22 protein-coding genes are annotated in these 24,774 nt (G+C 67.7%); 10 read left to right on the forward strand and 12 right to left on the reverse strand.

Annotated elements, in window-relative coordinates:
* Positions 1-7: 7 nt before the first annotated feature.
* The 3 genes from IAE24_RS15535 to IAE24_RS15545 form a co-directional block, all read right to left on the reverse strand.
* A complete protein-coding gene (locus IAE24_RS15535) occupies positions 8-694 on the reverse strand; it encodes a hypothetical protein (RefSeq protein ID WP_199960904.1) in 687 nt (228 codons plus the stop codon).
* 76 nt (positions 695-770) lie between these two features.
* Positions 771-1,028, reverse strand: a complete 258-nt coding sequence (locus tag IAE24_RS15540) for a GlsB/YeaQ/YmgE family stress response membrane protein (RefSeq protein WP_012205794.1) — start codon at positions 1,026-1,028, stop codon at positions 771-773.
* 162 nt (positions 1,029-1,190) lie between these two features.
* Positions 1,191-1,826 carry a C40 family peptidase gene (locus tag IAE24_RS15545; protein WP_012205793.1) on the reverse strand — a complete coding sequence of 212 codons (636 nt, stop codon included), beginning with the start codon at positions 1,824-1,826 and terminating at the stop codon, positions 1,191-1,193.
* Positions 1,827-2,021: 195 nt separating this feature from the next.
* On the opposite strand from IAE24_RS15545, the gene IAE24_RS15550 reads away from it, so the two are divergent.
* The 5 genes from IAE24_RS15550 (at position 2,022) to IAE24_RS15570 (ending at position 8,383) form a co-directional block, all read left to right on the forward strand.
* On the forward strand, positions 2,022-2,624 hold the full coding sequence (locus tag IAE24_RS15550; protein WP_063325974.1) for an isochorismatase family protein: 603 nt from the start codon (positions 2,022-2,024) through the stop codon (positions 2,622-2,624).
* A gap of 189 nt (positions 2,625-2,813) precedes the next feature.
* Positions 2,814-3,485, forward strand: a complete 672-nt coding sequence (locus tag IAE24_RS15555) for an outer membrane protein (RefSeq protein WP_099733507.1) — start codon at positions 2,814-2,816, stop codon at positions 3,483-3,485.
* Positions 3,486-3,600: 115 nt separating this feature from the next.
* On the forward strand, positions 3,601-5,487 hold the full coding sequence (locus IAE24_RS15560; protein ID WP_199960903.1) for a propionate--CoA ligase: 1,887 nt from the start codon (positions 3,601-3,603) through the stop codon (positions 5,485-5,487).
* Between the two features lie 166 nt (positions 5,488-5,653).
* Complete coding sequence (locus tag IAE24_RS15565) at positions 5,654-7,042, forward strand: phosphomannomutase/phosphoglucomutase (protein WP_065346582.1); 1,389 nt, start codon at positions 5,654-5,656, stop codon at positions 7,040-7,042.
* Between the two features lie 15 nt (positions 7,043-7,057).
* Entirely contained in the window at positions 7,058-8,383 is a 1,326-nt protein-coding gene (locus IAE24_RS15570) for a 3-deoxy-D-manno-octulosonic acid transferase (protein WP_199960902.1), read from the forward strand.
* 37 nt (positions 8,384-8,420) lie between these two features.
* Here the strand turns inward: IAE24_RS15570 and IAE24_RS15575 are convergent, their stop codons facing one another.
* The 8 genes from IAE24_RS15575 to IAE24_RS15610 form a co-directional block, all read right to left on the reverse strand.
* Entirely contained in the window at positions 8,421-9,845 is a 1,425-nt protein-coding gene (locus IAE24_RS15575) for a sensor histidine kinase (RefSeq protein ID WP_199960901.1), read from the reverse strand.
* 2 nt (positions 9,846-9,847) lie between these two features.
* Entirely contained in the window at positions 9,848-10,525 is a 678-nt protein-coding gene (locus IAE24_RS15580; protein ID WP_199960899.1) for a response regulator, read from the reverse strand.
* A gap of 370 nt (positions 10,526-10,895) precedes the next feature.
* Positions 10,896-12,371, reverse strand: a complete 1,476-nt coding sequence (locus IAE24_RS15585) for a TolC family outer membrane protein (RefSeq protein ID WP_071956050.1) — start codon at positions 12,369-12,371, stop codon at positions 10,896-10,898.
* Between the two features lie 90 nt (positions 12,372-12,461).
* Entirely contained in the window at positions 12,462-12,809 is a 348-nt protein-coding gene (locus IAE24_RS15590; protein WP_012205782.1) for a rhodanese-like domain-containing protein, read from the reverse strand.
* 77 nt (positions 12,810-12,886) lie between these two features.
* Entirely contained in the window at positions 12,887-13,597 is a 711-nt protein-coding gene (locus tag IAE24_RS15595) for a protein-L-isoaspartate O-methyltransferase family protein (protein WP_012205781.1), read from the reverse strand.
* 43 nt (positions 13,598-13,640) lie between these two features.
* Entirely contained in the window at positions 13,641-16,868 is a 3,228-nt protein-coding gene (locus tag IAE24_RS15600; RefSeq protein WP_199960898.1) for an efflux RND transporter permease subunit, read from the reverse strand.
* A gap of 2 nt (positions 16,869-16,870) precedes the next feature.
* Positions 16,871-18,112, reverse strand: a complete 1,242-nt coding sequence (locus IAE24_RS15605; RefSeq protein WP_199960895.1) for an efflux RND transporter periplasmic adaptor subunit — start codon at positions 18,110-18,112, stop codon at positions 16,871-16,873.
* Entirely contained in the window at positions 18,109-18,807 is a 699-nt protein-coding gene (locus IAE24_RS15610) for a TetR/AcrR family transcriptional regulator (RefSeq protein ID WP_013802244.1), read from the reverse strand. The genes IAE24_RS15605 and IAE24_RS15610 overlap by 4 nt, the downstream gene beginning before the upstream one ends.
* A 146-nt stretch (positions 18,808-18,953) precedes the next feature.
* Here IAE24_RS15610 and msrA point away from each other — a divergent pair, with 146 nt between their 5' ends.
* The 5 genes from msrA to IAE24_RS15635 all read left to right on the forward strand — a co-directional run bounded on the left by msrA (position 18,954) and on the right by IAE24_RS15635 (position 23,485).
* Positions 18,954-19,490: a peptide-methionine (S)-S-oxide reductase MsrA gene (msrA, locus tag IAE24_RS15615; RefSeq protein WP_034394147.1), complete on the forward strand. Its 537-nt coding sequence runs from the start codon at positions 18,954-18,956 to the stop codon at positions 19,488-19,490.
* Positions 19,491-19,645: 155 nt separating this feature from the next.
* Complete coding sequence (locus tag IAE24_RS15620; protein ID WP_199960919.1) at positions 19,646-20,101, forward strand: Fur family transcriptional regulator; 456 nt, start codon at positions 19,646-19,648, stop codon at positions 20,099-20,101.
* 51 nt (positions 20,102-20,152) lie between these two features.
* On the forward strand, positions 20,153-20,467 hold the full coding sequence (locus tag IAE24_RS15625) for a hypothetical protein (RefSeq protein WP_199960893.1): 315 nt from the start codon (positions 20,153-20,155) through the stop codon (positions 20,465-20,467).
* Between the two features lie 122 nt (positions 20,468-20,589).
* Positions 20,590-21,045 carry a hypothetical protein gene (locus tag IAE24_RS15630; protein WP_063325987.1) on the forward strand — a complete coding sequence of 152 codons (456 nt, stop codon included), beginning with the start codon at positions 20,590-20,592 and terminating at the stop codon, positions 21,043-21,045.
* A gap of 241 nt (positions 21,046-21,286) precedes the next feature.
* A complete protein-coding gene (locus IAE24_RS15635) occupies positions 21,287-23,485 on the forward strand; it encodes a TonB-dependent receptor domain-containing protein (RefSeq protein WP_099751070.1) in 2,199 nt (732 codons plus the stop codon).
* Positions 23,486-23,531: 46 nt separating this feature from the next.
* Here the strand turns inward: IAE24_RS15635 and IAE24_RS15640 are convergent, their stop codons facing one another.
* Positions 23,532-24,593 (reverse strand): tyrosine-type recombinase/integrase, encoded by a 1,062-nt coding sequence (locus tag IAE24_RS15640; protein WP_199960891.1) that lies wholly within the window; start codon positions 24,591-24,593, stop codon positions 23,532-23,534.
* Positions 24,594-24,774: the final 181 nt, after the last annotated feature.

Consider the following 24,774-nt stretch of genomic DNA (forward strand, 5'->3'; position numbering starts at 1 on the left):
TAGCCGTCTACTGGGAGCGGCCCCAGGGGCCGCGATCGGGCTGGCGCCAGAAGCGCGGGCGCTTGCCGGAAGGCTCGGGGGCGGGCTCGGCCTCGCGCCCGTCCTTGTCGGTCCTGTCGGCCTTGTCGGTCTTTTTTGCCTTTTCCAATTGCTGATCTGTCTGCTCGACCTTGCGCGCCGTGCGATCCAGCCGCGAGGGAATGTCGAGTTCTGCATGCTCGACCACACGAATGCAGTCCTGGATATGCCGCTCGCCCAGGTAGCGCAGCGTGGCATAGCCCAGCGCTGCTGCTGCGGCCTGGCCTGCCAGCGGCACATACTTGGCGGCCTGCGTGGCCGTCATGCGCATGCCGGCCGCGCGCGCCAGGCGCACCACCATGTCGCGCGTGATCAGCTTGCCGATCAGCACCGAGCCCACCATGGCCACGGCCTTTTGCACCTGCTCGCGCTTGCCGGGTTCCAGCTTGTCCAACTGTTCAGGTGTGAGGCCGAATTCGCGGTTGATGCGTGGCAGCAGCCGCGCCAGCAGTGCCGCATCCACCAGCCAGTCCAGGCCCGGAATGGGCAGGCTGCTGGCTGCTGCGCCGACCAGTGCACGCCGGTGCAGCAACTTGCGCGCGCTCTCGGCCGCTTGCGCCACATCGTGGCGCGGTGGTGGAGGGGGAGGGGTTTTGTCCGATGTGCGAAAGATCATGCGTGCCAGTGAAGACGGGGCAGATGTCGATCAAGAGAATGCGCCAGCCGGCGGATGCGGCTGGCGCGCAGGGTGGTCAGCGTGCGCTCTTGCTGCGCACCAGACTGTAGATGAAGAGGATGACGATGGCACCCACGATGGAGGCGATCCAGCCGGCGGGTTGCCCGGCCTCGTACCAGCCCATGGCGACACCGACGTAGCTGGCAAGAAACGATCCTGCCACGCCGAGCAGGATGGTCATGATCCAGCCAAGGCTGTCATCGCCGGGTTTGAGTGCCCGCGCCAGCAAGCCAACGACCAGGCCAACGATGAGGGTACCAATCAAGGACATCATGCTTTTCTCCGAACTGAAGCTTCCATGCCGCGACTCTAGGGCCCGGCACCGGGTGGCCCTGTCGGACAGCATCTCAACCTGGGACGAAGCCAGAGCAGGGCCCTGAAAAACAAAACGCCTGCATGTGCAGGCGTTTGTGGATTGGCGCAAAAGACGCTGCGATCACTGCAGCTGGCTTGCCTGCATTTGCAGGGCCAGAGCGGCCTTGCTGGCGTCAAGGCCCAGGCCGTCGGCGTCCTGCACGCGGCGGGCGCCATCGAAGCGGCGGGCCCAGTACGCGCTTTGCATGCTTTCCACGCGAACCTGCGCACCGGTGCGCGGTGCATGGATGAAGTTGCCGTCGCCGACATAGATGCCGACATGGCTGAAGGTGCGGCGCATGGTGTTGAAGAACACCAGATCACCGGGCTTGAGTTCGTTCTTGTCGATTTTTTCCGTGGCCTGCGCCTGCTGGTCAGCGCGGCGCGGCAGGACCTTGCCCAGGGTTTCGGAGTAGATGGCGCGGACGAAACCGCTGCAGTCGAAGCCGGTCTCGGCACTGTTGCCGCCGCGGCGGTAGGGAACGCCGATGAAGCCCATGGCGGTCACGACCAGATCGGAGGTCTTTTCGGCGACGCTTTGTCGTGCTTCCTTGACGAAGTCGGAAGTGCGTTCCGCCATGTGGTGGCGGGCTTCGCGCAGCTGCGAGATGAGGCTGCGGTTGACCAGCAGCTGGTTCATATCGTCGTCACGCATTTCGGGCGGAGCCGCGTGTGCCGTGACGCTGACAAACAGGAGTGCAATAAGCCATCGGGACATGGGGCGCGAGATTACCACGCAAAAACGTAGGACAAATTCGATAAGACCCCCGAAAGCCTGGGTTTTTGAGTTACCTCAGGAATCCGGGCTGCGCGGCAGGGAGCGCACGCAAGCTGCGACAATGGAAAGCTTTCCCTTTTGTCCTCTATAAGAAGGGCGGCCCGCGCCGCCCCATATTCCCAAGAAAGATCCGCCATGCTGCTTGAAGCCACCGACTCCCAGCTCGTACTCGTCGATTACCAGGAGCGCCTGATGCCGGCCATCTTCGAGGGACCGGCAGTTCTGGCCAATGCCGTGAAGCTGGCGCGCCTGGCGCAGCTGGTGGACGTGCCGGTCTTCGGTACCGAGCAGAACCCCTCGCGCCTGGGCGCCAACGACGCCGAACTGCGCGCGCTGTGCGACCGGACCCTGTCCAAGATGCATTTCAGCGCCGTGGCCGAGGGCCTGGGCGAGTGGCTGCGTCCTCCTGCACGGCCCCAGGGCGGCAATGCACGCAGCCTGCCCAAGCACCTGCAAAAGCCCCAGCAGCAGGCGCCCGAGCGCAGCATGGTGGTGATTGCCGGCTGTGAAGCCCATGTCTGCCTGCTGCAGACGGCGCTGGAGCTGCTGGAAGATGAGTTCGATGTCTGGGTCGTCACCGACGCCTGCAGCTCGCGCACCGAGCGCAACCGCGATGCCGCCTTCGACCGCCTGGCCGGAGCAGGTGCCGAGCTGGTTACCACGGAGATGGTGGCCTTCGAGTGGCTGCGCAGCTGCGAGCATCCGGCCTTCAAGGAGCTGCTTGCCCTGGTCAAGTAAGGCACGGGTTCCTGGGTCCGCCGTCTTGGGGCGCTCTTTGGAGCGCCTTTTTTCATGGTGACCTGTCTGTTCTCGGGAGGCGGGCCGTCGCTGCACCGCGTAGTTCTACGGAGCTGCGTGCGTAGCCGGCCGAATAGGCGCGGGCAGGGCGTTTTTCTACAGTGGCGGCATTCCCCCAAGAGAGACTGTATGAAGCACGTTCTGACCTTCACCGCCCTGATCCTGACCGCCTCGGGCAGCGCTTTGGCTGCCGACCATTTCTATGGCGCCGTCCGCATCAACTCCGCCAACTACAAGGCCCACGATATGGACTCCAGCGCCCGCCCCGGCTTGGGGCAGTTCGTGCCTGGCGACGACAGTCGCCGCGCTACAGGCGGCTCTCTGGCCCTGGGTTATCAGCTCCCGTCGGACTGGCGCCTGGAAGCCGAGTACACCCTGCCCAGGAGCAACGAATTCACCAGCGGCTCCACGCGCTTTCCCACGAGTTTCAATCACCACAGCATCCGTTCTCAGCGCCTGATGATCAATGCGTACAAGGATTTCCCCCTGAACGCGCAGTTCTCCGTGTACGGCACGGCGGGCCTGGGCCTGGCCCACCTGCAGTCCAGCGGCTGGCAAGGCAATCCGAATCGCCAGTACTTCAGCGATTCCCAGAACAATCTGGCCTATGCGCTGGGCTTTGGCGTCAGCTACTCGCCGATTCAAAAGGTCAGCATCGACCTGGGCTATCGCTATGTGGGCATGGGCAAGACCCACAGCGGCGCCAACAACTTCACCAATGTCCGTGGCCTGCAGGATGAGCAGATGCGCGCTAAGCTGAGTTCCAGCGAGATCTCGGTCGGCCTGCGCTACAGCTTCTGAGTTTGAAGGGGCCTGTCTGCCCGCGCAGCGCGGAGTTGTCAGCTTTTGGCAAGCGCATTATGAATAATTATGAATTCAGAAGCCGCCAATCCATGACAACGACAGGAGACAGACAATGGCCCCGCGTTTCGACGATTTCCACCGCCGCTCCATCGAGGAGCGCGATGCCTTTTGGGCCGAGCAGGCCCGCCGCATCGACTGGCATGTGCCGCCCCAGCGCATCTGCGACTACGACAATCCGCCGTTTGCACGGTGGTTTGTCGGGGGGCAGACCAATCTCTGCCACAACGCCGTGGACCGGCACCTGGCCGAGCGCGCCGACCAGAACGCGCTGATCGCCATCTCCACCGAGACCGGCACGGAAAAGGTCTACACCTACCGCGAACTGCATGCCGAGGTGCAGCGCATGGCCGCCGTGCTGCAGTCGCTGGGTGTGCAAAAGGGCGACCGCGTCCAGATCTACATGCCCATGATTGCCGAGGCGGCCTTTGCCATGCTGGCCTGCGCGCGGCTGGGTGCCATCCATTCGGTGGTGTTCGGCGGCTTTGCCTCGGCGGCGCTGGCCTCGCGCATCGACGATGCCGAGCCCAAGGTCATCATCAGTGCCGACGCGGGCTCGCGCGGCGGGCGCGTCGTGGCCTACAAGCCCTTGCTGGACGAGGCCCTGCAACTGGCCAGCCACAAGCCAGCGGCCGTGCTCATCGTGGACCGTGGCCTGGCGCCTGCGCCCATGCGCGCCGGCCGTGACCACGACTGGGCCAGCCTGCGTGCGCTGCACGCCGACGCCCAGGTCGCCTGCACCTGGGTGGAGTCCACCGACCCCAGCTACACGCTCTACACCAGCGGCACCACGGGGCGCCCCAAGGGCGTGCAGCGCGATACGGGCGGCTACACGGTGGCGTTGGCCGCCAGCATGCCGCTGATCTTCGGGGCCGAGGCAGGGCAGACTTTTTTCTGCACCAGCGACATCGGCTGGGTCGTGGGCCACAGCTACATCATCTATGCGCCGCTGATCGCAGGCATGGCCACCGTGCTCTACGAGGGCCTGCCCATACGCCCCGACGCGGGCATCTGGTGGAGCATCGTGGAGAAGTACCGGGTCACCCACATGTTCTCGGCGCCCACGGCCATCCGTGTGCTCAAGAAGCACGATGCCGAGTACCTGCACCGCCACGATATCTCCAGCCTCAAGGCGCTGTGGCTGGCCGGCGAACCGCTGGACGAGCCCACGGCGCAGTGGATCAGCCAGGCCCTGGGCAAGCCCATCATCGACAACTACTGGCAGACCGAGACCGGCTGGCCCATCCTCACGCTGTGCAACGGCGTGGAGCAGCAGACCACGCGCTTCGGCAGTCCCGGCAAGGCCGTCTATGGCTATGACGTGAAACTGATCGACGAGGCCACGGGCGAGGAACTGCTCGGTGCCGGGCAAAAGGGCGTGCTGGCCATCGAGGGACCGCTGCCGCCGGGCTGCATGCAGACCGTCTGGCGTGACGATCAGCGCTTCGTCAACACCTACTGGAAGAGCATTCCGGGCCGCATGGTCTACAGCACCTTCGATTGGGGCATTCGCGACGAGGATGGCTACTTCTTCATCCTGGGCCGCACGGACGACGTGATCAACGTGGCCGGCCACCGCCTTGGCACGCGCGAGATCGAGGAATGCATTTCCGCCCACCCCCAGGTGGCCGAAGTCGCCGTGGTCGGCGTGGCCGATACGCTCAAGGGCCAGGTGGCGCTGGCCTTTGCCGTGCCCCGGACGGCGCTGGAGGGCGAGGCCGAGCGCGCGGCGCTGCAGGCCGATGTGATGAAGCTGGTCGATGCGCGGCTGGGCGCCGTGGCCCGGCCCTCGCGCGTGGTCTTCGTCAGTGCGCTGCCCAAGACGCGCAGCGGCAAGCTGCTGCGCCGTGCCATGCAGGCCGTGGCTGAGGGGCGCGACCCGGGCGACCTCAGCACCATGGAAGACCCGGCGGCGCTGGCCCAGGTGCAGCAGCAGCTGTGAGGCAGGGCGCGCGCCGCAACCGCTTGCGGCCGGGGTGATGTGCGCCGGCGCCCCTGCCTGCCGCGCCTACAAGCCTGCCGCGCCTACAATTGCGGCTTGGGCCGCAGCCGGGCCAGGTTCCGGGCTGCGGCGCCCTGTTTTCAACCGACGAGAAAGCGTTTTCGACGTGCAGGTCGCATCTTCCATCTTCAAAGCCTATGACATCCGCGGCATCGTGCCGTCCACGCTCAACGAGGAGGTCGCGCTTGGCGTGGGCCGCGCCTTCGGCATGGCAGCCCTGGCGGCCGGCGAGACCGTGGTGGCCGTGGGACGCGATGGCCGCCTGTCGGGACCTTCGCTGTCCGCGGCGCTGATAGCCGGCCTGACCGAGGTCGGCATCGAGGTGATCGACATCGGCCTGGCCACCACGCCCATGCTGTACTACGCGGCCAGCACACTGGCGCGCTCGGGCATCCAGGTCACGGGCAGCCACAACCCCAAGGACTACAACGGTTTCAAGATGGTGCTGGCCGGCCGCGCCATCTACGGCGAGGAAATCCAGGCCCTGCGCCGCCGTGTCGAGAGCGACGACTGGACCCTGACGGGCACCGGCAGCGTGCGCCGCGCCGATGTGCAGGCCGACTACCAGGCGCGCATCGTGGGTGACGTGAAGCTGGCGCGCCCCATCAAGATCGTGGTGGACTGCGGCAACGGCGTGGCCGGTGCCTCGGCGCCCGGCATCTTCCGCGCCCTGGGCTGCGAGGTGATCGAGCTGTTCTCCGAAGTGGACGGTGAATTCCCCAACCACCATCCCGACCCCAGCAAGCCCGAGAACCTGCGCGACGTGATCGAGGCGCTGCGCACCTCGGACGCCGAACTGGGCCTGGCCTTCGACGGTGACGGCGACCGCCTGGGCATCGTCACCAAGGACGGCCAGAACATCTTCCCCGACCGCCAGATGATGCTGTTCGCCAAGGACGTGCTCTCGCGCGTGCCGGGCGGCAGCATCGTCTACGACGTGAAATGCACGCAGCGCCTGGCGCCCGCCATCCGCGAGGCCGGGGGCGAGCCCGTGATGTTCAAGACCGGGCACTCCCTGGTCAAGGCCCGCATGAAGGAACTGGACGCGCCGCTGGGCGGCGAGATGAGCGGCCACATCTTCTTCAAGGAGCGCTGGTATGGCTTCGATGACGGCACCTACGCGGGCTGCCGCCTGCTGGAGATCGTCAGCCGCGAGGCCGACCCCAGCGCCTTGCTCAACGCGCTGCCCACCAGCTTTTCCACCCCTGAACTGAATGTGGCCTGCGCCGAGGGCGAGCCCCATCGCCTGGCCGCCGAATTGCAGGCCCTGGCCGCCGAGACCTTTGCCGCACCGGCCCAGGTCAGCACCATCGACGGCCTGCGCGTGGACTGGGCCGACGGCTTCGGCCTGATCCGCGCCAGCAACACCACGCCCGTGCTGGTGCTGCGCTTCGAGGGCCAGACCCAGGAGGCGCTGTCGCGTATCGAGGCGCAGATGCTGGCGCTGCTGGAGCGCGTCAAGCCCGGCGCGCAGGTTGGCGGCGCCGCGCACTGATTTGCGCGCCAGGCGATGACTTCACGCTCTCCCACGTCCTGGGCGCGCGCGCTGTACAGCGCCGTGACCTGGGCGGCGCAGCCGCTGCTGCGCCGCAAGCTGCTGCGCCGCGCCGAGGCGGAGCCCGTCTATGCCGAGCACATTCCCGAGCGCTTTGGCCGCTACCAGCCAGCCACGCTGGGGCAGGACGGACGCGGCCGGTGGATCTGGATTCACGCCGTATCGCTGGGTGAGACGCGCGCTGCCGCCATCTTGCTGACCGCGCTGCGCGAGCGCCTGCCCGGTATGCGCCTGCTGCTGACCCATGGCACGGCCACAGGCCGCACCGAAGGCCGCCGGCTGCTGCAGCCCGGGGACCTGCAGGTCTGGCAGCCCTGGGATACCCCAGCGGCCGTGCGCCGCTTCGTGCAGCAATTCCGGCCCGCGGTCGGCGTGCTCATGGAGACCGAAGTGTGGCCCAACCTGGTCACCATCTGCCGCGAAGAAGGCGTGCCGCTGGCGCTGGCCAATGCGCGGCTCAGCGACAAATCACTGGGCCAGGCGCTGCGCGTGGCGCCGCTGGCACGGCCCACCTATGCTGCTCTGGCCGCCGCCTGGGCGCAGACCGAGGACGATGCGCAGCGCCTGCGCCTGCTGGGTGCGCCCGTGCGCGGCGTGCTCGGCAACCTGAAATTCGATGCGCGTCCGGACGCTGCGCTGCTGGAGCGCGCCGGGCAATGGAAGTCCGGCCTGTCCCGCCCTGTGGTGCTGCTGGCCAGCAGCCGCGAGGGCGAGGAGGCCATGCTGCTGTCCGCCCTGCGCACGCTGGGGCCGGCAGGCCGGGCCGTGCAATGGCTGGTCGTGCCGCGCCATCCGCAGCGCTTTGACGAAGTGGCGGCGCTGCTGGCTGGCGGCGGCCTGCATGTCTCGCGCCGCAGCCAGTGGGTGGGTGGCCCGCCCTGCGGGGCTGCGGCGGATGACATCGACATCTGGCTGGGTGATTCGCTGGGCGAGATGGCCCTGTACTACGGCCTGGCCGACGCCACGCTCATGGGCGGCAGCTTTGCGCCGTTGGGCGGCCAGAACCTCATCGAGGCCCTGGCCTGCGACTGCCCCGTGGTGCTGGGGCCGCATACCTTCAACTTCAGCGAAGCCTCGGACCTGGCCTGCGAAGCCGGCGCCGCGCTGCGGGCGCCCGACATGGAGCACGGGCTGCGCCTGGCCGTGGACCTGGCCGGGGACCGCCAGTCCCACGCCCATGCCGTGGCCCAGGCGCGCGGCTTCCTGGACCAGCACCGCGGGGCCGCACAGGCCATGGCGCAGGCGGTGGCCGGGCTGTTGCAGTCCCAACCGTTGCGCTGAGCCCTAGGTTTTCAGCTGGCGGTATCCGCAGGCCGGATCAGCCGGTGTCCTGCAGCACCGGCAGGCTCACACTCGCCAGCAGCCCTCCATCCTCCGCATTGAGCAGCTCGATGCTGCCGCCGTGCCGCTCGGTCACGGTCCTGGCGATGGCCAGGCCCAGGCCGCTGCCGCTCTGGCTCTGGTCGGGTACGCGGAAGAAGCGGTCGAAGACACGCTGGCGCCAGGCCTCGGCGATGCCCGGGCCACGGTCGCGCACCTGGAGCACGGCCTGGTCGCCCTGGCGCTGCAGGCGCACGCTGATGGTGGCGTGCGCGGGGCTGTATTTGATGGCGTTGTCCACGAGGTTGTCGATCAGCGAGACCAGGCCTTCGCGTTCGCCCATCACGCTCAGTGGCTCGCTGGCTTCCAGGGCCAGTTCCACCGGGCGGCGGCAGGCCAGGGCGTCGAGTGCGGCGAGCCGGTCTTCCAGCAGCAGGTCCAGGCGCAGCGGCTGCATGGCCATGCCGGGCGCTTCGGTCTCGCTGCGCATGAGTTGCAGCAGCTGGGCCACCATGCGGCTGGCGCGCTGGTTGCTGCGCAGCAGGCTGTCCATGAGTTCCTGCTGGCGCGGTTCGCTGCCAAGGCGCAGCAGGGCCTCGACGTTGACGTGCATGGCTGCCAGCGGCGTGCGCAGTTCGTGGGCTGCATCGGCGATGAGGTTGCGCTCGCGCTCGCTGCTGGAGCGCACGCGGGCCAGCAGGGCGTTGATGTCCTGCACCAGCGGCCGCAGCTCGGCGTGTGGCGGCGCATAGGTGAGCGCGCTGAGGTCGTCGGGGCCGCGCGTGGCCAGCTCGTCGCCCACGCGGCGCAGCGGGCGCAGCGCCGCGCGTACCGACCACCAAGCAGGAAAGGCCAGGAAGGGCAGGCTGATCAGCAGCGGCAGCAGGTAATAGCTGCGGGTGTTGAGGGTGATCAGCAGTTCCTTGAAGGACGGCAGCATCAGCGTGACTTCGGTCTGGCCCGAGGCCGAGCGCAGCGTGCTCATGCGCCAGGTCTGCCCTTCGAAATCTATGTCCTCGACCGTGTCCAGCACGCGGTTGCGCAGCGTGGGCGCCGGCGTGGGCGAGCGGTACAGGAGCTGGCCGCGCTGCCAGACCAGCAGCGTGGGCGTGAAGCGGATGTCGTCGTCTCCGTCGCCGTACTCATGGCGCAGGGCCGTGTCCAGCGCGGCCAGGCTGTGCTGCTGGCGGTCCGGAAGGTCGGCCAGGTCCTCGGCCACTGCCATGACAAGTTCGTAGACAGGCTTGCTGACCAGCAATTCATTGTGGAAGTGGGCCATGTAGATGGCTGCCACCAGCAACGCGGTCCAGATCGCGGTGAGCACGCCCATCTGGGCCAGCAGCATCCGCCGGCCAAGGGTGGGCCGCAGCCAGCGGCGCCATCTCGGGCTGGCCTGTTGCCCCTGCAGGGTGTGCGATGTCATGGTCAGGACAGGGATGCCATCGGCTGCGAGTCGATGACATAGCCAATGCCGCGCACCGTGCGTATGAAGCCCGGCCCGATCTTGCGGCGCAGGTTGGAGACATGGACCTCCAGCGCATTGCTGCCGTTGGCGCTGCCGCCCGGGATGACTTCCTCCTCGATGCCGCTGCGCGTGACCACGCGGTCCATGCGCCGCAGCAGCAGGGCCAGCAGGTCGAATTCGCAGCGGGACAGCTCGACGTTCTGGCCTGCAACGCTGACACGGCGCGTGGGCTCGTGCAGCGACAGGCCGCGCAGATGCAGCGTTCCGTCGCCCTGCCCATAGCTGCGGCGTGCCAGGGCGCGCACGCGTGACACCAGTTCGGCCAGGGCAAAGGGCTTGACCAGATAGTCATCGGCGCCGCTGTCCAGGCCGTGCAGCCGGTCGTGCAGGCTGTCGCGTGCGCTCAGGATCAGCACGGGCAGGCGGCGCCATTCGCGGCGCAGGCGCGTGAGCAGGCTGATGCCGTCGCCATCGGGCAGGCCCAGGTCCAGCAACACCATCTCGAAGCTTTGCTGCTCCAGCGTGCGCAGCGCATCGGACAGGCGGCGCACCCAGACCACGTCCATGGCGTGATCGCCCAATGCGATGCGCACGCCATTGCCCAGATCCAGATCGTCCTCCACCAGCAGCAGTCTCATCGTGTGTTTCCTGTGCCGCTCCCACGCCGCGGACCGGCGCCTGCGGGAGGGCTGCCGCGAGTATCGGTCAAGGCGGGGACGATGCGCTTCAGCATCCCTTCAGGAAAGCCGGGGCAGGTCTTCAGGCTGGTTTGCCACAGTGGCCCGCTCGACAACTCCCACGAAGGCAAGGCACGCATGCCAAGACTCTCCCGCTGTTCCTTGCTGAGCCGTCTGGCGGTGCTGTGCGCGCTGGCTGCCTGGATGCTGGTCGTGGCGGGTTTGCGTGCCTCGGCTTTGCCAGAGCACAGGGCTGCGGCGCCGGGCGCGCGGCCTGCGGCGGCCGGGCATCAGCCCGGGGCACTGCCGGCCGTGCGGGCACTTCAGGGATTCAAGGGGCTGGCGCGCGGAGCGACAGCGCATCGATGGCGCGCAGGTCGTCGTCGCTGAGCGTGCCGGCCGCCTGGCGCAGCTTGAGCTGGCCCAGCAGCACCTGGTAGCGCGCCAGGGCCAGGTCGCGCTGGGTCTGGTAGAGCTGGCTTTGCGCGTTGAGCACGTCGATGTTGATGCGCACGCCGACCTCGTAGCCGAGCTTGTTGGCGTCCAGCGCGCTCTGGCTGGACGCCAGCGCGGCCTCCAGCGCCTTGACCTGGGCCTGGCCCGACTGCACGCCGAAGAAGGCCGTGCGCGTGCTCTGCTCCACGTTGCGCTGAGCGTCGTCCAGCTGTGCCCGCGCCTTGTCTTCCAGCGCCAGGGTCTCCTTGATGCGGTTTTGCACGGCAAAGCCGGCGAACAGGGGCAGGTTCATGACCACGCCCACGCTGGCGGCATTGGTGCGGTAGCTGGTGCCGATCTGCGGTGTGACCGAGCCATTGGGATAGCGGTTGACCACGTAGCCGGCCTGCAGGTCCACGGTGGGCTTGTGGCCGGCCTCGGCTTTCTTCGTTTCCAGCTGGGCGATGTCCAGCGCCAGGCGGGCCTGGCGCAGCTGGGGCTGGCCTTGCAGTGCGGTGTCCACCCAGGCCTGGGCGTCGGAGGGCATCAGGGCCGGCAACTGCAGCGGCTGGGCCAGGGGGCGGGGCACGGTGCCCACGGCGCCAACGATCTGGTCCAGCACCAGGCGCTTGACGCGCAGATCGTTCTCGGCGGCGATTTCCTGCGCGCCGGCCAGGTCGAACCGGGCCTGGGCTTCGCGCGAATCGGTGATGGTGGCCGTGCCGACCTCGAAGTTGCGCTTGGCGAATTCCAGCTGCTGTGCAATGGCGGCCTTCTGTGCCTTGACCACGGCCAGGCTGTCCTGGGCGCCGAGGACATCGAAGTAGGCCTGGGCCACGCGCACCAGCAGGTTCTGCTCGCCGCTGTCCAACTGGGCGCGCGCCACGTCCACGCCGCGCTGGCCCTGGTCGTAGGCGATCTTGTTGGCCGGGCGGTACAGCGGCTGCTGGGCGCTGAGCTGCAGGTTCTGCTGGGGCGAGCGAAAGCTCCCCGGCAGCACGCTGACTTCCACATGCGAGGTGTTGGCACCGGCCTGCAGACCCACGCTGGGCAACAGGCCCGAGCGTGCCTGCTCGGCGCGGCTGGCGGCGGCCTGGGCGTCGGCCTGCTGGGCCTGCCACTGGGCGTCGTAGCCGCGGGCCTTGGCCACCAGTTCGGACAGGTTCTGGCCCGTGGCCGCAGACGCTGTCAGAGAGGGCAGGGCAGACTGCGGGGCCGCAGGGGCGGGCGCAAGGACGGCTGGGGCAGGAGCCTGTGCCAGGGCCGAGCCCATGCCGGCCGCGCACAGCAGCAAGGCCATGTGGCGCAGGGGCCAGGCGTATGGGCGGGTCAGGGCGGAAGCGACAGGGGCAAGGGGCCGAAGCAGGGGCATAGAGGTCCTCGAATCAAAACACAGTCGTCACGAAGCACCGGGGACGGCGGGTGTGCCGCCGTGTCCCGGGTTTCTTTTGCGTGTTGCCGCTCAGTAGCGCGGCACGCCTGGGTCGCGCTCGCGCGACCAGGCATCGATGCCTCCGCTGATATTGGCCACGGTCTCGAAGCCGTTGTTCATCAGGAAGGCAGCGACATGCATGCTGCGTGCGCCGTGATGGCACAGGCAGGCTGTGGGGTGATCCGGATCGAGTTCCTGCAGGCGCGAGGGAATCTCGCCCATGGGGATGCAGCGCAGCTCGAAGCCCTCGGGGCGTACGCTGGCCTGGGCCACTTCCCAGGGCTCGCGCACGTCCAGCACCAGGGGCAGGGCATCGGAGCCGCTGGAGTGCTGGTTCAGCCAATCGTTGAGTTGCGCGGGAGGCACTTGGGGAAGCATCGGAAAGATCCTTGCGGAATGGAGTGGAGTTGCCGCAGCGGCCGAAATCCTCTGGACCCCGGCCGCCGTGGCGGATTTCAGAACGTGAAGCGCGAAGGCTCTTCGAAGTTGGCCAGGCGTGCGGTCACCACGTCCCAGGGCTGGCTGGTTTCGAACTGGTGGCCGTTCTTTTGCACCAGCGTGAAACGCATCATGGGCAGTTGGCCGACGATGGCTGCCAGGCGGCCGCCGTCGTTGAGCTGGGCCAGCAGGGCCTGCGGCACCTGGGCGACCGAGCCGCTGAGCACGATGGCGTCGAATTGGCCCAGAGCGGCCGCAGCCGTGGCGCCATCGGCCAGCTTGACCTCGGCATTGGTGATGCCGGCGCCCAGCAGGTTCTCGCGGGCCATCTCGGCCAGCTCGGGGACGATTTCCAGTGTCACGACTTCCTTGGCCTGGGCGGCCAGCAGGGCGGCCATGTAGCCCGAGCCGGCGCCGATTTCCAGCACGCGGTCGGTGGGCTTGATCTTCAGGTCCTGCAGCATGCGGGACTCGATGCGCGGGGCCAGCATGCACCAGCCCTTGGCGGCGGCTTCCTCGGCCGGGGCGACCAGGGGGATTTCCAGGTCCATGAAGGCCAGGCCGGCATGCTCGGGCGGCACGAAATTCTCGCGGTGCACCTTGCCCAGCAGCGCCAGCACTTCTTCATCAAGCACGTTCCAGGGGCGGATCTGTTGCTCGATCATGTTGTAGCGCGCGTGCGCTTGGGCGCTGTGGTGTTCGGGCAGGCTGTTCAGGGGCAGGCTCATGGGGTATCTCCGGAGAAAGACTTGTCAGGACAAACCTTTGATTCTACGAGTCTCGCGGCGGGGTGGGGGCGCTGGCGGCGCCTTGGCCGGGTGCCGCGTCGTGCCGGTTGCCGTTCCACAGGCGCCGCAGCCACTGGGAGAAGTCGTCAAGGTAGCAATAGACCACGGGCACGACCACCAGGGTCAGCAGCGACGAGGTGACCACGCCGCCGATCACCGACTGGCCCATGGGCGCGCGCTGCTCGGAGCCTTCGCTGAGTGCGAAGGCCAGCGGCACCATGCCGAAGATCATGGCCAGCGTGGTCATCAGAATGGGGCGCAGCCGCACGCGTGCTGCCAGCAGCAGGGCCTGCTCGCGCGGCAAGCCGTCGCGGATCTGGCCGGTGTCCGGGTCGCTGTGCGGCCCGCGCGCGCGGATGGCGAAGTCCACCAGCAAGATGGCGTTCTTGGTGACCAGTCCCATGAGCATGACCACGCCGATGATGGAGAACATGGACAGGGCCGAGCCGAACATCATCAGCGCCAGCACCACGCCGATCAGCGTCAGCGGCAGCGAGGTCATCAGCGCCAGCGGCTGCAGGAAGCTCTTGAACTGGCTGGCCAGGATCATGTAGATGAAGATGATGGCCAGCGCCAGGGCGGACACCGCATAGCCGAACGATTCGTTCATGCTCTTGGTGGCGCCGCTGAACTGCGTGCGGTAGCCGGGCGGCAGGGCGATGTCGGCCAGGGCATCGCGGATGTCGGCCGAGACCTCGCCGCTGGAGCGCAGGTAGACGTTGCCGCTGAAGGCGACCTCGCGCGTCATGTCGCGGCGGTTGATCTGGCTGGGGCCGGTGGCGGGCGTGACGGTGGCCACCTGGTTCAGCCGCACGATGCGCATGCCGCCGTCGCCCGAGGTGGACGGCAGGGCGAAGGGCAGGCGCTCCAGGTCCTGGGGCGTGCTGCGCGACTCGGGCGCCAGGCGCACCTTGACGTCATAGGTCTGGTCGTCGCTGGCGCGCCAGTTGCCCACGGTCTGGCCGGCCACCCAGGTGCGCAGAGCCGTTGCCATGGAGCCTACCGACAGGCCCAGGTCGGCGGCCGCATCGCGCCGCACGGTGATGTCGATCACGGGCTTGTCGGGCTTGAGGCTGCTGTCCAGGTCCACCAGTCCGGGAATGCCGCGCAGGCGTTCCATCACCACGCGGTTCAGGCGCTCCAGCTCGCCCAGGTCCGGGCCCTGCAGCGAGAATTCGACCTGTTTTTGCCCGCCCACGGGCTCGCGCTGGCCCACATGGGTGACGGTGATGCCGGGCACGCTTTGCAACTGCTCGCGCAGCACGCCCGAGAGTTCATCGCCGCTGCGCTGGCGCAGGTGGCGGTCCAGCAGGCGGATGTAGATGCTGGCGTATATCTTGCCCTGGGCCGTGCCGGTGTTGATGGTGGCCAGCGTGTAGCGGACCTCGGGCAGGGCGCGGATGATGGCATCGACCTGGCGGGCCTTGGCCTCCGTGGCCTCGATGGACGAGCCCACGGGCGTGTTGAAGCTCACCGTGGTTTCCGAGAAATCGGCCTTGGACACGAATTCCGTGCCCAGCAGCGGCACCAGGAAGATGCTGGCCACGAAGATGGCCAGCGCCGCCGCCAGCGTGGTGATCTTGTGGCGCAGCGCCCAGCCCAGCACGTCCTGGTAGAAGTGGGACAGCGAGTCGGTAGCGCGTTCGAACCAGGCCGTGACCCGGCCCAGCGTGCGGTCGTAGAGGCTGCGGCCGCGCTTGTCGCCATGGGCGTGGATGGTCGGGTCATGCCAGACGCTGGAGAGCATGGGGTCCAGCGTGAAGCTCACGAACATGGAGATCATCACGGCCGCCACGATGGTGATGCCGAATTCGTGGAAGAACTTGCCGATGATGCCGCCCATGAAGCCGATGGGCAGGAACACCGCCACGATGGACAGCGTGGTGGCCAGCACGGCCAGGCCGATCTCCTGCGTGCCGTCGAGCGCGGCCGCATGCGCGTCCTTGCCCATCTGCACGTGGCGCACGATGTTCTCGCGCACCACGATGGCGTCGTCGATCAGCAGGCCCACGCACAGCGACAGCGCCATCAGCGTGATCATGTTGATCGAGAAGCCGAACCAGTACATGAACAAAAAGGTGCCGATCAGCGCAATGGGCAGCGTCAGCCCCGTGATCACCGTGGAGCGCCAGGAGTTCAGGAACAGGAAGACGATGAGCACCGTCAGTGCCGCGCCCTCGATCAGCGTCTGGCGCACGTTGTTGACGGCCACGCGGATGGGGCGGGCGCTGTCGGCGATCGGCTCCAGCCGCACGCCGGCCGGCACTTCGGCGGCGATCTCGCGCAGCGTGGCGTTCAGGCCGTCCACGACTTCGATGGTGTTCTCGTCCTGGGCCTTCTGCACGGACAGCAGCAGGGTACGGCTGCTGTTGTACAGGGCCACGGTCTCCAGTTCGCCCGCGCCGTCCTGCACGCGCGCCAGCTGGCCCAGCCGCACGGGCGCGCCGCCGCGCTGGGCGACGATGATGCGCTCGAAGTCCTGGGGGCGCTTCATGCGTGCGTCGATCTGCACCACGCGCTCCTGCTCGCGCGAGCGGATGGCGCCCAGCGGCAGGTCCTGGTTCTCGCTGCGCACGGCGTTCACGATCTGGTCGGGCGTGATGGCATAGGCTTCCAGCGCCTCGGGCTGCAGGTAGATGTTGATCTCTCGCGGGGTGGCGCCCACCAGGTTGACGGCGCCCACGCCGCGCACGTTCTCCAGCCGTTTCTTGAGGACCTGGTCGGCCCAACTGGTCAGCGCGACGGCATCGGGCGCCTTGGCGCCGCCATCGGCCTGGGGCAGCACGGCCACGGACCAGATGGGCGAGCTGGCCGGATCGAAGCGCAGCACGCGCGGCTCCTTGACCTCGTCGCGCAGGGTGGGACGCACCGAGGCCACCTTCTCGCGCACGTCTTCGGCAGCGCGGCGGCCATCGACATGCAGCTGGAATTCGATGATGACGACGCTGGTGCTCTCATAGCTGCGCGAGGTCAGCGCGTTGATGCCGGCAATGGAGTTGACGCCTTCCTCGATCTTCTTGGTGACCTCGGACTCCACGATCTCGGGCGAGGCGCCCGGATAGTCCACGGTGACCACGACCACGGGGAAGTCCACATTCGGGAACTGGTCCACCTTGAGCCGCTGATAGGAAAACACACCCAGCACCATGAGGGCCAGCATGAGCATGGTGGCGAACACAGGGTTGGCCAGGCTGACGCGCGTGAACCACATGGTCAGCGGGCTCCGGGGGCTGGCGCAGCCTGGGGTTGCTGCAACGGTTGCAACGGTTGCAGCTGCACGGCCGTGCCTGCGCGCAGGCCGCCCACACTGCCGGCCAGCACCCGGTCACCGGCCTGCAGGCCGGTGGATACGGCGATCCAGGTGGCGCCATCCTGCGCGCTCTGGCTGCCCAGCGTGACAGGGCGGTGCTGCACGCGCAGCAGGGTCTTGTCCGCTTCGGACTCGCCCGCAGGCTGCAGCAACTGGACATAGGGCTGGGGCTGGTCGGTGCGAACGGCGGTCAAGGGCACGGCCAGCTGTTCGGTCTGCCCCGTGACGATGCTGCCCTGCAGGTACAGGCCCGGGCGCACGATGGGGATGGATCTGCCGGCGGCGCCTGCGTTGACCGGTGCAGCCTGCACACGCAGATAGACGGCCACGCTGCGCGAACCTGCCTGGGCGCTGGGGTTGATGCGCACCACGCGCGCGGGCACGGCGGCCACATCGTCGCCCGCACCCTGGACCTGCAACTGGGCCTGCTGGCCGACCTGCACGCGCACCGAGTCGGCGGGCGCCAGCTGGGCCACGACTTCGAGGTCGGACGGATCGACGATCTCCAGCACCCGCGTTTCCACGCCTACGCGTTCGCCGTCCTGCACCAGGCGCTGCGCGACCTGCCCGTCCATGGGACTGCGCAGCACGCTGTCGGTCACGCTCTTGCGGGCCACATCGGCGGCGGCCTGGGCAGCGGCTAGGTTGGCGCGTGCGGCGTCGAGGTTGGATTGGGAGGTGGCCAGCGCCGTGGTCGAAATGAAGCCTTGCGTGACCAGGGCCTGGTTGTTGTCGTGCTGGCGCTGAGATAGCTGCAGCTGCGCCTGGGCCGCATCGGCCTGCTGGCGGGTCTGGCGCCAGCGGGCCTCGACCTCGGTGGCGTCCACGCGGGCCAGTTCCTGGCCCTTGCGCACGCTGTCGCCCTCGCGCACCTGCAGGCCGCGCAGCTCGCCGGCCACATAGGCCTTGACCACGGCGCTGCGCACGGCCTGCACCACGCCGCTGACGGGCACGGTCAATTGCAGCTGGCGCGGCTGCAGCTGCACCACTTCCTGCGGACCCACGCGCACCGGCATCTCGCGCGGCTGGGTGGCTGCGGCGATGGCGCTTTGCTTGCTGTGCCGGGTGGATGCGGCGCGCCATACGCTGGCGCCGATGGCGATCAATAAGGCCAGGCCGATCAGCCAGCCGGTGCGACGCTTCATGGTGTGGGCGGGGAGGAGGGTGGTGTGGTGGCTGCAAGGGGCTGGCACATGCCATGCAGCAGGTAGTCGATCTGGGATTCCAGAAACTGCTCGGGATCGAAGTCGCCATGGGGCAGGCAGCCGCCCAGCGAATGCTTCCAGATCATCAGAAACATCATCGGGGCGACCACGCAGTGCACGGACAGGTCCAGATCCATGGGCCGGAACTCGCCGCGCTCGACGCCGCGCTGCAGGATGCGCCGGATCAGCTCATGGCCTGGAAGAACCACTTCCTGGTGGTAGAACTGAGACAGCTCGGGAAAATTGCCCGCCTCGCTGAGCATGAGCTTGGTGATGCCCGACGCCTTGGTGCTGCCGATGCGTTCCCACCAGGACTTGAAGCAGTAGCGCAGCAGATCGGTTGAAGGCGCGCAGTAGTTGTCGAGCTCTTCGCTCCACTCGCCGAAGCGGCCCGCGATGCTGTGGCGCACCACGGCCTTGAAAAGCTCCTGCTTGCTCGCGAAATAGAGGAACAGCGTGCCCTTGGAGACCCCGGCGCGGGCGGCGACTTCTTCGACGCGGGTGGCGGCGTAGCCCTTTTCCACGAAGAGGTCGAGTGCCGCTTCCAGCAACTCGCCGGGACGCTCCTGCTTGCGGCGGCTGCGCTTTCCGGAAGGCTCGGCGGGGGCGGGTGAAGAGGCGGGGGAGTCGGTCACGGAAAATTAATGACTGATGGGTTAGTTATCGTAACCGCAGAACCGTTCGTCGTCACCTGGCTTGTGCATGGGCTAACCTGTAGGAGCGACGGCCCGCATGCATTGCGTGTGGTCATTTTTTCGATTTCTTCACAGAAAAGGCGCATATGGCGACTGAAACCATTTATCTGGGCGGCGGCTGTTTCTGGTGCACCGAAGCCGTTTTCGACCGCGTGCGCGGCGTGAGCGACGTGCAAAGCGGCTACGCCAATGGCGATCTGGACGATCCCAGCTACGAAGACATCTGCACCGGCGAGACCGGCCATTCCGAGGTCATCCGCGTGCAGTTCGATCCTGCCGTGATCCCGCTGCGTGACCTGCTCACCGTGTTCTTCGGCACGCACGATCCGACCACGCTCAACCGCCAGGGCAATGATGTGGGCACGCAGTACCGCAGCGGCATCTACACCACGAATGAGCAACAGGCCGAAGTGGCGCGCACGCTGATCTCCGAACTCACCCAGGCCGGCGCCTACGACGCGCCCATCGTCACCGAGGTGCAGCCCCTGGCCAGCTACTGGCCGGCAGAGGACTATCACCAGGACTACTTCCTCAACCATCCCAACCAGGGCTACTGCGCCTTTGTCGTGGGGCCCAAGGTGCAGAAGTTCCGGGGCGCCTTTGCGCGCTGGGTCAAGCCGTGAGCTAGTGGGGGCGCGTGATGTAAGCGGTTGTGATTCGCAGGCATAATGCAACCCGGTTGCGATAATGCCGCCTGGCTGCCTGCCGTGTTCAGCGGCCTGACCTTTGATCACCGATGTCCTTGCCGATCCCCACTTCCCTGCCCATACCTGCCGGCATGCGTTCGACGCGTGCCACGCGGGCCGTGCTGGCGATGTGGGAGTCGCGGGCCGACGCACTCCTGAGCGAAGCCGATGTGGAAGCGGCCCTGCACGCCCAGGGCGTGCAGGTCAACCGCGTCACTGTCTACCGGCTGCTGGACCGTCTGGCGGCAGCCGGTGTGTTGCGCCGCAGCGTGGATGCTGCCCGCGTGGCCCGCTACGGCCGGTCCGTGCCGGGCGCGGGCAGGCAGGCCGATGCCGCTGCGCATTTCGAATGCGCGGACTGCCACAGCGCTTTTCGGCTGGGCGGCGAGGGCGGTGGGGGCGGCGAGCCGCTGCAGGCCGCTTTGCTGCAACTGCGCCAGGCGCTGGCCGCCAGCGGCCTGCAGGGCCGGGCCATCGATGTGGCGGTGACAGGGCTGTGCCAGGACTGCAGCAGTGCAGGGCCATCCCGAAATGCCCCGTCCGCCTGAGGCGATCGCCCTAGCCCCTTTCTTCTCTTGCATAGCTCTTCAGGATTTCGCATGACCCTTGCACCATTGCGCTCCGTTTCCTTGATCCTGGCCGCCGTCTTCCTGGCCGCAGCAGCCCAGGCACATGACCACGACCACGACCACGCGAAAGCCCAGTCGGACGCCAAGACACAGGGCGCCTCGGCGCCGCTCGATGCCCATGCCCGGGCCGACATGGAACGCCATCGCGCCATGGCCAAGGCCCACGAAGCCGCCGCGCAGTGCCTGGCCGCCGGCCGCGACCATGAACAATGCCAAAAGCAACTGCAGGCCGATTGCAAGGGCCTGGCGCTGGGCAAGTTCTGCGGCATGCGTCATGCGCATTGAGTGCGGTCCTGCCCGCCGTGTGGCGCCGTGAGCAATCGCCAGTCTTTGTGACGGGATGGTGAAACCTGCCCCGCAAATTGGCGCATACACTCTGCGCTGCCCATCCAGCCCCTGATCCCTCCATGCCCTTGCAACCCCCGGAACGTCACTTGCCAGCGCAGGCCTCAAGGCTTGCGTTGCGCGGCGCCGTGCCGGGTCGGGCCTGGCTGGTGGCCTGGCTGCTGGTCTGGTCCATTGCCCTGGCGCCGCTGCTGGGCCAGATGCACCGCGTGGTACACGCGGGTGGTCTGGCCGCAGCCACGCTCCATGGCCCGGTGGAGGTGGTTGCCACTTCCTGCAATGCACCTGTCGATTGGGTCCATGCGCTGTTCTCGGGCCACGGCCCGGCGGATTGCCAACTGCTGGACCAGTTGCACGAAGGCATGGCGGGGCCGCCATCCGCCGTGGTGCTGCCGCCTTTCTGGGGCGAGCAGGCCGAACCCGTCCAGCCGGTCGTCGTGCGCGATGGCCGCATGCTGGCGGCCTTCTTCGATGCGCGGGGTCCCCCGCATCCCATCACTGTCTACCTGGCGGCTTGAATCTCCGGGACTGGCGCTGCATGCGCCTGCCCTGCACAGCCGTTTGGCCGCGCCTTGCTGCATTGATCGCAACAAGGCGCCGCGCCCAGGTCCGGCAGTTCCTTGAATGCATATCCGATCGGATGGCCGCATGCGCCTGCAGGGCGCGCCGTGGCCGTCCGCTTCCGACGCCATTTTTTTGCAGCGCCCGGATTTCCACGCCCCGCAGGGCCGTGGCCGGCCGCTGCCGGGAAGACCAGTGATGAGAGTGACAACAAAGCAATACCACCAGGACGCCAAGGCGCAGGGGGAGAGGACGAAACTGCGCCCGCTGCTGCAGCAACTGCTGCTGGCAGGCGTGCTGGGCCCGGCGACGGGCGGCCTGGCCATGGCGGCAGAGCCTGCCGACCCCGTGCCCGCATCAGGACCTGCAGCCGCAGCTGCTGCCGATGCGGGCGCGCCGCGCAGTGATGCCCCCGTGCTCAATGAGGTGACGGTCAAGGCCAGCGGCCTGGGCCTGACCTCGGCCGACATGTCCACGCCGGCCACGGTGCTGGAAGGCGACGTGCTCACGCTGCGCCAGGCGGCCACGCTGGGCGAGACGCTGGACGGCGAGCCCGGCATCCATGCCAGCCATTTCGGCGCAGGCGCAAGTCGGCCCATCATCCGCGGCATGGACGGCCCGCGCGTGCAAATCCTCAGCGATGGCTCCGAGCTGCACGATGCGTCCACCATCAGCCCTGACCATGCCGTGGCCAGCGAGCCCATGCTCGCCACGCAGATCGAAGTGCTGCGCGGCCCCTCGGCGCTGATCTACGGCGGCGGTGGCGCCATGGGCGGTGTGGTCAACATCCTGGACGACAAGATTCCCACGTCCATTCCCAAGAACGGCATCACGGGCTCGGCCCAGCTGCGCGGCAGCACCGGCGCGGGCGAGACGGCGGGCGCTTTCTCGCTGACGGGCGGCGCCGGCCAGCTGGCCATCCACGCCGAGGGCATGGCGCGCGATGCCGGCGACTACCGCGTGGGCAGCGGCTGGGCGCCCAACGGCCAGTCCCAGGGGCGCGTGGGCGGCAGCTTCAACCGCACGGACACGGGCAGCCTGGGCCTGTCCTGGATCGGCACGCAAGGCTACCTGGGCCTGGCCTACACGCGCCAGACTGCGCGCTATGGCCTGCCAGGCCACAACCACAGCTTCGAGGGCTGCCACACCCATGGCGACCATCTGCACTGCGGCGGCCATGACCACGGCGACGAGGACGGACATGACCATGGCGGCGACGAACACGATCACGACCATGGCAGCGTGCCGGTGGTCGATCTCAACAGCGAGCGCTGGGATCTGCGCGGCGAATGGCGCAATCCGACGGCTGGCATCGCGGCGCTGCGCGTGCGCGGTGGCTGGACCGACTATCGCCATGACGAGATCGAAGGTGGCCAGGTCTCGACCACGTTCAAGAACCGCGCCCATGACCTGCGCGTGGAGGCAGAGCTGGAGCCCATCGCCGGCTGGCGCGGCGTCATCGGCCTGCAGACCGTGCAGCGCAAATTCAGCGCCGAGGGGGAGGAGGCCTATGTGCAGCCCACCGAAACCCGCCGCAACAGCATCTACCTGCTGGAGGAATACCGCTGGCAGGACTGGCGCTGGCAGGCTGCGCTGCGCCACGAGCGCCAGACCGTGGACGCCCAGCAAAGCGGCATCTCGCGTAGCCACAGCGGCACATCGTTCTCGCTGGGCTCGGTGTGGAAGTTCACCCCGGGCTATAGCCTCTCGGCTTCGCTGACGCAGGGCAACCGCCTGCCCACGGCCGAGGAGCTGTACGCCAACGGCCTGCACATGGCGACTTCCACCTATGAGCGCGGCAATGCCGACCTCAAGCGCGAACGCTCGCAGGCGCTGGACATCGGTCTGCGCAAGACGGCAGGCGACACCACGTTCAGCGTCAATGCCTTCCACCATCGCGTCAAGGGCTATATCTACGGCGCCACGCTGGATGAGCACGACGGCCTGCAACTGCTGCAGTACACCCAGGCCGATGCACGCTTCACCGGCGTGGAGGGCCAGGTGCGCCAGAAGCTGTCGCGCCAGTGGGGCGTGACCCTGTTCGGTGACGCCGTGCGTGCGCGGCTGGAAGACGGCTCCGCCTTGCCGCGCATCCCCGCTGCGCGCGTGGGCCTGCGCGTGGACACCTTCTACAAGGGCTGGGATGCCCAGGCCGAATGGGTGCAGGTGCTGCGCCAGAACCGCGTCACCGCCTATGAGACCGAGACGGACGGCTACGGCATGCTCAACGTCTCTGCCAGCTACACGCTGCGCACCTCGGGTGGCATGCCCTGGCAGTTCTTCATCAAGGGCAACAACCTGACCAACCGCCTGGCCTTCGCCCACACCTCGTTCATCAAGAACGCTGCGCCGCTGATGGGGCGCAACATCACGGTGGGCGTGAAGGTGTCGTTCTAAGAACGCACTCCAGGGCGAACTGCCCGCTGCGCACCAGCGCCGTCTGCTACAGGTAATGCTGCAGATGGCGCAGGGCGCGCGCGCTGTCAACGCCTATCCACTGCACGACTTCGGTCTCGGCACGGCCCGCGCGCAGCCACTGCACGATGGCCGTGTTGCGCAGCACCTGCGGGCCGACGCGGTGCAGCGGCGCCTGCTGCGCCGAGGCAGGCTGCGCGGCATGGGCGCGCTGTATCAGTTGCGACGCCACATGGAACAGCACGCGCACCGACAGCGGCTGCCCCTCACGCGAATAAAAGACCGTGGCATCGGGTTGAACGGCCTCCGGCCCGCGCTGGCCGGCGCTGAAGCCTTTCCAGTCCTGCAGCGCCTTCACCACCGTTTCCGATAGATCCAGCGTGCGCTGCTGCGCGGCGCGTGCGCCATCGATATGCAATTGACAGGGGAGGCCATCGCCTGGTCCGGCGCATTGCACATCGCGCCAGCACAGGCCGCGCACCTCCTCGGGCGCCAGCGCCAGTTCGTACAGCAGCAGCAAGATGGCGCGGTCGCGCGCCGACTGAAAGCCGTCGGCCATCGGTATGTGGCGGGGCAGGGCATTCCACAGTGGCGCGGGAAGGCAATGGCCCTGGCCGTCTTCGGCAGGTGGGCGTTCCTGCGGCGCCAGCCCTGTGGCGGGATTGGCGCTGACCCAGCCGTGGTCCAGCGCATGGTCGTAAATGCGTTCCAGCAATCGCCAGTAGCGCCTGCGCGTGACCTCGCTGATGCGGCGGCCGGGCTGGTGGCCCGACAACTGGCCTTCGCGCGGGCGCAGGAAATTCTGGACATCAACGGCGGTGGCCTGTTGCCAGGCGCGGGCCTTCGCCTTGACTTTGCCTTTCGGCGGGGCCGAGGAGGGGGGACCTTCTTTGGCTGACATGCCGGCATCGCCCAGGCTGCGCAGCCAGGCACGCCATACCTTTTCGTAGCCGCTGTCGGGTGCCGTGTCCAGGGCATCCCAGCCCTTGGCACCCTCGGTTTCCAGCCAATGCCGGAACAGGGCCAGCCCGTCGGGGACAGTGGACGGCGGCTTGCCGGCAGCGGGTGCCTGAGAGGGTGATGAAGTCATGGGCGTTGAGAACAAAACGAGTCAACCAATGGAGTTGTTCAATGTAACTTACATGAAATCAAGTGGCAACCTTGTTATCGACTGATGAACACCAGTGGCGACAAGTCGCCAGAAAAAGGGCCTTTCGGCCTGGATTCGAGTCCTTGGCATGTCTCTAGAGTGTGTTGTGCACTTTCAAGCA

Origin of the sequence: Delftia sp. S65 (genome assembly GCF_016516495.1) — a bacterium.
Taxonomy (GTDB): Bacteria; Pseudomonadota; Gammaproteobacteria; order Burkholderiales; family Burkholderiaceae_C; genus Comamonas; species Comamonas acidovorans.